Genomic DNA, 8411 nt, shown 5'->3' with positions numbered 1-8411 from the left:
GTATTCTCCCAGTGCTGTTTTTAAAGGACGGCTTTCAATCTTAGTCAGGTCAATTCCCCGCCAAGCAAAGGTGGAAACGTAGGGGTTTTATATGGAAAAAATGAACAAATCAATCCAACTTCTTTTATTGATTTCCTTGGTATACTTAGGCTGCTGTAGTTGCTTAGTTTGGCCTGGTATTGCTTTAACACTCAAACAATCCTGCTTTTACTTTTTACTTATCTTACTGTTTTTAGCAGGTATCTGTACATTTATCCACTATCTTTCAGGACATGATCATGTGAAAAGTCGGCTACACAATCGAAGTCAATCCTTCTTTTTATTGTATAACAGCATGGTTATCATTAACGTTGCTGGAGTATGTTTTATTTTATTTGAAAGCATAAGCACTGACACTCTACTACAAAAAGAAATCGTTGACTTGTTACTCATCTCTTTCTTTTTCCTTTTCGGACTTGATATTGCTACCTTTCTGCCGTTAAACAAATGGAGAAAATTACCAACTTATAAAAAGAGAGGCAGGCTAACAACCCTTATCTTTCTTAGTTTATTTTTTCTGCACAATCCTTTAACTATACTTTCTGTCAGCTTTTATATCCTTTTGGGAGTCAGCTTTCTAAACTTTTTATTTCCTAAAACCTTAAGACAAGATTTATCCTTCTATAGTCATTTAATTCGAAACATCTTACTTGTACTATCGGCACTTATGTTCTGGTAGTTAATAGAATTCCTGTCAGAAGTATGCTATAATGAAATAAATTTTTTAGGAGATATATGAATGAATTTTTTTAAAGATTATCGTAAACGATTGATTTGGCTAGGAATCTTTCTTGTGGCAATGGCCCTATCGCAAGTTCCTATCGTAACTTTAATGTTACTTCAAAAAACTCAACTTGGATCTATCTGGTCATCTCTAATAGTGGGGCTTGTCTCTACCGCTATTGTTACACTCTTTTTATATGGTGCTCACAAAAGTAAGTTATTAAACCTAAAATCGAAACTCTTTACTATTAATGACGCCCCTCGAATCGCTCTTAGTTATGTAGCCATTGTCGCTGGAAATATGATTGGTGCGATTTGGTTACAACTTCTGAAGCAAACAACTACTTCGAATCAAGAGGCTATCAATAGCATCATGTCAGGAAGTTCTCTAATTTCCAGCATTTTCGTGGTTGCAATAGTGGCACCTATTTGTGAGGAAGTTATCTGTCGAGGTATCATCCCTACTAAACTCTTCGAAGGATACGAGAAAATTGGATATATTTTCGGTTGGTTTCTCTTCACTATAGCCCATATACCAAATAATCTTCCTTCTTTCCTGATCTACGGCTGGATGTCTGCAGTCCTAACTTGGACTGCTTATCGCACCAAACGACTAGAGATGTCTATCTTCCTCCATTTAGTAATTAATGGAGTCAGCATTCTATTACTTATCCTCCTTACATTCCTTATCAAGGTTGTTGGTATAGATGCTTTTCAATAAATAGAAATTCCACTACTAATAAAAAGACTAGAAATCTATTTAATTTCTAGTCTTTTTGTTTATTCTTTGAGTGATTCCAAACTAAGTTAATAAGGCAGGTAGCTAATCCACTTTTTAACTGTTACGACGAAAAAGTCCACGAATCGATACCATCCGTGGACTTTTCCTAGTGAAACGTTTAGGTGAACTGCCATAACTGTTACCGTTTATTAGATTACGACACGGAGTTTGGCAAATCGATTCTATTTGCCAAACGAAGTTAGTAAGGCAGTTAGCTAGTTCGCCGAATAGCGACTAGCGTCCAACAATTAGGAACTTTAGTTCCAATTGTTGGTACTGAGTTACATCTTTTCTTCCAACTCCACATCTGGATACTTGTCCGCAAACCAGCGGAGGGCAAAGTCATTTTCGAAAAGGAAGACAGGTTGGTCAAAGCGGTCCTTGGCCAAGATATTACGACTTGAAGACATACGTTCATCTAAGTCTTCTGGTTTAATCCAACGAACTGTCTTTTTACCCATTGGAGTCATGACAACTTCAGCGTTATACTCGCCTTCCATACGGTGTTTAAAGACTTCGAACTGGAGTTGTCCAACAGCACCTAGCATATACTCACCTGTTTGGTAATTCTTATAAAGCTGAATGGCTCCTTCTTGTACCAACTGTTCCATTCCCTTGTGGAAGGATTTTTGTTTCATAACGTTCTTAGGCGAAACTTTCATGAAAATCTCAGGCGTGAAGGTTGGTAGTGGCTCAAACTCAAACTTATTTTTGCCAACAGTTAACGTATCTCCAACCTGGTAGGTACCTGTATCATAAACCCCGATGATATCTCCTGCTACGGCATTGGTCACATTTTCACGACTTTCCGCCATAAATTGGGTGACATTAGAAAGTTTAGCTCCCTTACCAGTACGAGGCAAATTGACACTCATACCACGCTCAAATTCACCCGATACAATACGAACAAATGCGATACGGTCACGGTGTCGAGGGTCCATGTTGGCTTGAATTTTAAAGACAAAACCTGAGAAATCCTTATCATAAGGGTCGACAAGTTCACCGTCTGTTTTCTTGTGTCCATGAGGTTCTGGAGCAAACTTGAGGAAGGTTTCAAGGAAGGTCTGCACCCCAAAATTAGTCAAGGCCGAACCAAAGAAGACTGGTGTCAAATCACCTGCAAGAATGGCTTCCTCTGAGAATTCATTTCCTGCTTCATTCAAGAGCTCAATATCATCTTTCACTTGCTCATAGAACGGGTTGCTAGCAAAGAGTTTATCGCCATCTTCTAGGCTGGCAAAACGTTCATCCCCTTTGTAGAGTTCCAAACGTTGGTTATAGAGGTCGTAGAGCCCCTCAAAGGCTTTCCCCATCCCGATTGGCCAGTTCATTGGATAACTTGCAATACCCAAGACTTCTTCCAATTCTTGCAAGAGGTCTAGTGGTTCACGACCGTCACGGTCCAGCTTGTTCATAAAGGTAAAGACTGGGATCCCTCGGTGTTTGACAACCTCAAACAATTTCTTAGTTTGGGCCTCGATACCCTTGGCAGAGTCCACTACCATGACCGCAGCATCCACCGCCATCAAGGTACGATAGGTATCTTCTGAAAAGTCCTCGTGTCCTGGAGTATCTAGGATGTTTACCCGTTTCCCATCGTAGTCAAACTGCATGACAGATGAGGTTACCGAAATCCCACGTTGTTTCTCGATATCCATCCAGTCTGACTTAGCAAAGTTTCCTGTTTTCTTCCCTTTTACAGTACCTGCCTCACGAATCTCTCCCCCAAAATAGAGCAATTGCTCAGTAATGGTTGTTTTCCCAGCGTCCGGGTGAGAGATGATGGCAAAGGTACGGCGTTTTTTAATTTCTTCTTGAATACTCATAGCTTCTCTTTCTTTCTACTTTTTTAATGATTTCAATTTATAATCACTCTTTATTACATCGGACCCTAACATTCCTTTCAACACTCCATTATATCGGATTTTAGAGAGTTTTTCAATTGCTTACACAAGAAAAAGCAGGCCAAGATACTTGACCTGCTTATAAGATTCTTTTATTCAATATTTATTTTGTATCGCTAGTTACAATCTCTTCAAAATTTAATTTTTTCTAGAGCAATTTTCTTTTCCCAACGTTTTTTAAACAAAATATCAAAGAGCACTAAGGCTGAAGAAAGAATGATTGAAACCAGAAGATACTTTATCCATATAGGGGCATCTGGAATAAACGGCGTCGTATTCAAAAGCCCATAGTTTCCACCTGTCACTTGATTGACTCCAACTAGGAAAAGGTTGAGAATAAAAGTGTAGGCGATAATTCGATACTTTTTAAGTAGGTTTTTATCGTAGTGATTCATGAGATAAACCAGGGAATTGACCAAGAGGGCATAATGGCCAATCAGGAAAGAAAAGCTGGTAATATGCGGGAAATCATAGGGGTCAAAAACAGGATAGCCTAAAGCAAATACTGCGCCGCTGGCTCCCATAAGGGCAAAATACTGCTTGGTTTTCCATTTGTCAGGTAAGAAAACAACCGCGAACATGGCCAAACGGCAATGGTAAAGAGGCAGGCTGTTCGAAAATGGAATGCTAAAACCTATATACCAAGTATAAAGAGCTAGCAATTGCGCTATTTGAATCCACTTAAACAATCGAACAAATTTGGGGTTTTTGTAGTAAGTAAGAGAAGCATAAATAGACAAGGCAAGAAGGCCTATCATGACACCGTACCAAAAAATCGGAATAGGCGGTGGCGTCGTTTGGGTTCTTGTAATAAAATGATGCATAAAGTCTCCTTAAGGTAACGAATTCAGTTGTATATTAACTATTCTTATGTTTATATTTAACGAGTTGATTGATAAGGATGAGAATACCTGTCATCAAACTGGTCACTATCAAATAGTTAAGCAAACTACCATGATCCCCAATCACAGGTGGCTTGCTCATAAAGCCATAATTTCCTCCTGTCAAGAGGTTGGCAAGAAAGATAATGGCATTAACCCCAAAAGTCATCTGGCATATTTTCCATGTATCCCCTTTTTCAACTTTATAATATCTAACAAGATAAATCAAGCAGTTAGCCAAGAGGGCCCAGTGTCCGAAAACATTGTTCACAGACGAAACATGAGGGAAAGGAAAAGGATAAAAGACTGGATAAACCAAAGCCATGATAGAACCAAAAACTCCCACTAATGCAAAGTATTGTTTAAAAAAGGTCTTATTAGGGGCAAAAAGAATTATCCACATAGCCATGCGACTGTGGTAAAAAGGGAGAGCCTCAGAAAGAGGCAGGCGTGCAGCAATATACCAAGCGTTGATAATGAGCAACTGAATCAATTGTCCCCAATACCAAAAGTTTCTGTAACCTTTAGATGATGCGAAACGAATCGATAAAACAGCTATGATTACCAAAGAAGTAGGTAATAAAAAGTACCAGGCTCCCAAATGAGGAGGAACTGTCTTTTTACTGGTAAAAAGTAACTCCCAAAGCGTCATGTGTCATCCTTAACGTGTTCTAGTTGAGTCAATTCTACATCCTTTTTACCAACTAAAAACGACTGTTATTCTTTCTTCTAATTTCAACCATTATATCTAAATAAATAGTATTTTTCAATTTCTGTTTCTTTTTAGCTTGGCTTGCCTTATTTATAGGAAAATATGGTAAAATAGAACAGATAAAGAATCATCATTTCACGAAAGGATATCCGATGAAAATTACGCAAGAAGAGGTAACTCACGTTGCCAATCTTTCAAAATTAAAATTCTCAGAAGAAGAAACTGCAGAGTTTGCGACAACACTCTCAAAAATTGTTGATATGGTCGAATTGCTCAGTGAAGTCGACACTACTGGTGTCGCACCTACTACAACGATGGCTGACCGTAAAACTGTTCTCCGACCTGATGTGGCCGAAGAAGGAACAGACCGTGACCGCTTATTTAAAAATGTACCTGAAAAAGATAACTACTATATCAAGGTGCCAGCTATCCTAGATGATGGAGGAGACGCCTAATGACTTTTAACAATAAAACTATTGAAGAGTTGCACAATCTCCTTGTTTCTAAGGAAATTTCAGCAACTGAACTAACTCAAGCAACGCTTGAAGATATCAAATCTCGTGAGACAGCTATCAATGCTTTCGTCACTATCGCTGAAGATCAAGCTATTGCTCAGGCTAAAGCTATTGATGAAACTGGTATTGATGTTGACAATGTCCTTTCAGGAATTCCGCTCGCAGTTAAGGATAACATTTCTACAGATGGTCTCTTAACAACAGCAGCTTCAAAAATGCTCTATAACTACGAACCTATCTTTGATGCCACAGCTGTTGCCAATGCAAAATCCAAGGGCATGATTGTTGTTGGTAAAACCAACATGGACGAATTTGCCATGGGTGGATCAGGTGAGACTTCTTATTACGGTGCTACTAAAAATGCCTGGGACCACAGCAAGGTTCCTGGTGGATCATCAAGTGGTTCAGCTGCAGCTGTAGCTTCTGGACAAGTCCGTTTATCACTTGGTTCTGATACTGGTGGTTCTATCCGCCAACCTGCTGCCTTTAACGGGATTGTTGGTCTCAAACCAACTTACGGAACAGTTTCACGTTTCGGTCTCATTGCCTTTGGTAGCTCATTAGACCAAATTGGTCCTTTTGCACCAACTGTTAAGGAAAATGCCCTCTTGCTCAATGCTATTGCCAGCGAAGATGCAAAAGACTCTACTTCTGCTCCAGTCCGCATTGCCGACTTTACTTCAAAAATCGGTCAAGACATCAAGGGCATGAAAATTGCTTTGCCTAAGGAATATCTTGGTGAAGGGATTGACCCAGAAGTTAAGGAAACCATCCTCAAAGCCGCTAAACACTTTGAAAAACTCGGTGCTATCGTCGAAGAAGTTAGCCTTCCCCACTCTAAATACGGTGTGGCAGTCTACTACATCATCGCTTCTTCTGAAGCTTCATCAAACTTACAACGTTTTGATGGTATCCGCTATGGTTTCCGTGCTGAAGATGCAACTAATCTTGATGAAATCTATGTAAACAGCCGTAGCCAAGGTTTCGGTGAAGAGGTGAAACGCCGTATCATGCTAGGTACTTTCAGCCTTTCATCAGGTTACTATGATGCCTACTACAAGAAGGCTGGACAAGTTCGCACCCTTATCATCCAAGATTTCGAAAACGTCTTTGCGGATTATGACTTGATTTTGGGACCAACTGCTCCTAGCGTTGCCTACGACTTGGATTCGCTCAACCACGATCCAGTTGCCATGTACTTGGCTGACCTCTTGACAATTCCAGTCAACTTGGCTGGTCTACCAGGTATTTCGATTCCTGCTGGATTTGTTCATGGTCTACCAGTAGGACTCCAATTGATTGGTCCTAAATACTCAGAAGAGACTATTTATCAAGTTGCTGCTGCGTTTGAAGCAACAACAGACTACCACAAACAACAACCCGTGATTTTTGGAGGTGATAACTAATGAACTTTGAAACAGTCATTGGACTTGAAGTCCACGTAGAGCTCAACACCAATTCAAAAATCTTCTCACCTACTTCTGCTCACTTTGGAAATGACCAAAATGCCAACACTAACGTGATTGACTGGTCTTTCCCAGGCGTACTACCAGTTCTCAATAAAGGTGTTGTTGATGCCGGTATCAAGGCAACTCTTGCCCTCAACATGGACATCCATAAGAAGATGCACTTTGACCGCAAGAACTACTTCTACCCTGATAATCCTAAAGCCTACCAAATTTCTCAATTTGATGAGCCAATCGGTTATAACGGTTGGATTGAAGTGGAACTTGAAGATGGTACAACTAAGAAAATCGGTATTGAACGTGCTCACTTGGAAGAAGACGCCGGTAAAAACACGCATGGTACAGATGGTTACTCTTATGTTGACCTCAACCGCCAAGGGGTACCTTTGATTGAAATCGTATCTGAAGCAGACATGCGTTCACCAGAAGAAGCTTATGCTTATCTAACAGCCCTCAAGGAAGTCATCCAATACGCTGGTATCTCTGACGTTAAGATGGAAGAAGGTTCAATGCGTGTAGATGCCAACATCTCTCTTCGCCCATATGGTCAAGAGAAATTTGGTACCAAGACAGAGTTGAAAAACCTTAACTCCTTCTCAAACGTCCGTAAAGGTCTTGAATACGAAGTCCAACGTCAAGCTGAAATCCTTCGTTCAGGTGGTCAAATTCGCCAAGAAACACGACGTTACGATGAAGCTAACAAGGCGACCATCCTCATGCGTGTTAAGGAAGGGGCTGCAGACTACCGCTACTTCCCAGAGCCAGACCTACCACTCTTTGAAATCTCTGATGAGTGGATTGAAGAAATGCGTACGGAGTTGCCAGAGTTTCCAAAAGAGCGCCGTGCTCGCTATGTCTCTCAACTCGGATTATCAGACTACGATGCTAGTCAGTTGACTGCCAATAAAGTCACTTCTGACTTCTTTGAAAAAGCTGTTGCCCTCGGTGGTGATGCTAAACAAGTCTCTAACTGGCTCCAAGGTGAAGTCGCCCAGTTCTTGAATGCTGAAGGTAAGACGCTTGAACAAATCAAATTGACTCCAGAAAACTTGGTAGAAATGATTGCTATCATCGAAGATGGAACGATCTCATCTAAGATTGCTAAGAAAGTCTTTGTCCACCTAGCTAAAAATGGTGGAGGTGCTCGTGAATACGTTGAAAAAGCTGGTTTAGTTCAAATTTCAGATCCTGATGTTTTGATTCCAATCATCCATCAAGTCTTTGCGGATAATGAAGCTGCTGTTGCCGACTTCAAGTCAGGAAAACGAAACGCTGACAAGGCCTTTACTGGATTCCTCATGAAGGCGACTAAAGGGCAAGCCAACCCACAAGTAGCCCTCAAACTGCTTGCCCAAGAATTGGCTAAGTTGAAAGATAGTGAGTGAAATAT

The 8411-nt window shown here is 40.4% G+C and carries 7 protein-coding genes and 1 pseudogene; 4 read left to right on the top strand and 4 right to left on the bottom strand.

The features are described from left to right. A pseudogene (locus tag I1J71_RS04440) lies at positions 1-78 on the bottom strand (prephenate dehydratase); the annotation flags it as partial. Positions 79-778: 700 nt separating this feature from the next. On the opposite strand from I1J71_RS04440, the gene I1J71_RS04435 reads away from it, so the two are divergent. Next, positions 779-1483, top strand: a complete 705-nt coding sequence (locus I1J71_RS04435; RefSeq protein WP_195183861.1) for a CPBP family intramembrane glutamic endopeptidase — start codon at positions 779-781, stop codon at positions 1481-1483. A 341-nt stretch (positions 1484-1824) separates the two neighbouring features. On the opposite strand, the gene I1J71_RS04430 is transcribed toward I1J71_RS04435, so the two are convergent. From I1J71_RS04430 to I1J71_RS04420, 3 genes are all read right to left on the bottom strand, one after another. Beyond that, complete coding sequence (locus tag I1J71_RS04430; protein ID WP_070677065.1) at positions 1825-3369, bottom strand: peptide chain release factor 3; 1545 nt, start codon at positions 3367-3369, stop codon at positions 1825-1827. 209 nt (positions 3370-3578) lie between these two features. Beyond that, positions 3579-4271 (bottom strand): TIGR02206 family membrane protein, encoded by a 693-nt coding sequence (locus I1J71_RS04425; RefSeq protein WP_195183860.1) that lies wholly within the window; start codon positions 4269-4271, stop codon positions 3579-3581. 34 nt (positions 4272-4305) lie between these two features. Next, positions 4306-4980: a TIGR02206 family membrane protein gene (locus tag I1J71_RS04420; RefSeq protein ID WP_006151751.1), complete on the bottom strand. Its 675-nt coding sequence runs from the start codon at positions 4978-4980 to the stop codon at positions 4306-4308. A gap of 212 nt (positions 4981-5192) precedes the next feature. On the opposite strand from I1J71_RS04420, the gene gatC reads away from it, so the two are divergent. From gatC to gatB, 3 genes are read left to right on the top strand one after another with little or no spacing between them, the layout of a single operon-like run. After that, positions 5193-5495: an Asp-tRNA(Asn)/Glu-tRNA(Gln) amidotransferase subunit GatC gene (gatC, locus tag I1J71_RS04415; RefSeq protein ID WP_006147946.1), complete on the top strand. Its 303-nt coding sequence runs from the start codon at positions 5193-5195 to the stop codon at positions 5493-5495. Then, on the top strand, positions 5495-6961 hold the full coding sequence (gene gatA, locus I1J71_RS04410; RefSeq protein ID WP_195183859.1) for an Asp-tRNA(Asn)/Glu-tRNA(Gln) amidotransferase subunit GatA: 1467 nt from the start codon (positions 5495-5497) through the stop codon (positions 6959-6961). Before gatC ends, gatA begins: the two co-directional genes overlap by 1 nt. Next, on the top strand, positions 6961-8406 hold the full coding sequence (gatB, locus tag I1J71_RS04405; RefSeq protein ID WP_195183858.1) for an Asp-tRNA(Asn)/Glu-tRNA(Gln) amidotransferase subunit GatB: 1446 nt from the start codon (positions 6961-6963) through the stop codon (positions 8404-8406). The genes gatA and gatB overlap by 1 nt, the downstream gene beginning before the upstream one ends. The last annotated feature ends 5 nt before the right edge of the window (positions 8407-8411 follow it).

Origin of the sequence: Streptococcus infantis, assembly GCF_015546995.1 — a bacterium.
GTDB classification, from domain to species: Bacteria; Bacillota; Bacilli; order Lactobacillales; family Streptococcaceae; genus Streptococcus; species Streptococcus infantis_J.
The sequence above is the reverse complement of the archived record's forward strand: the minus strand, read 5'-3'. Positions and strand labels throughout refer to the sequence as shown.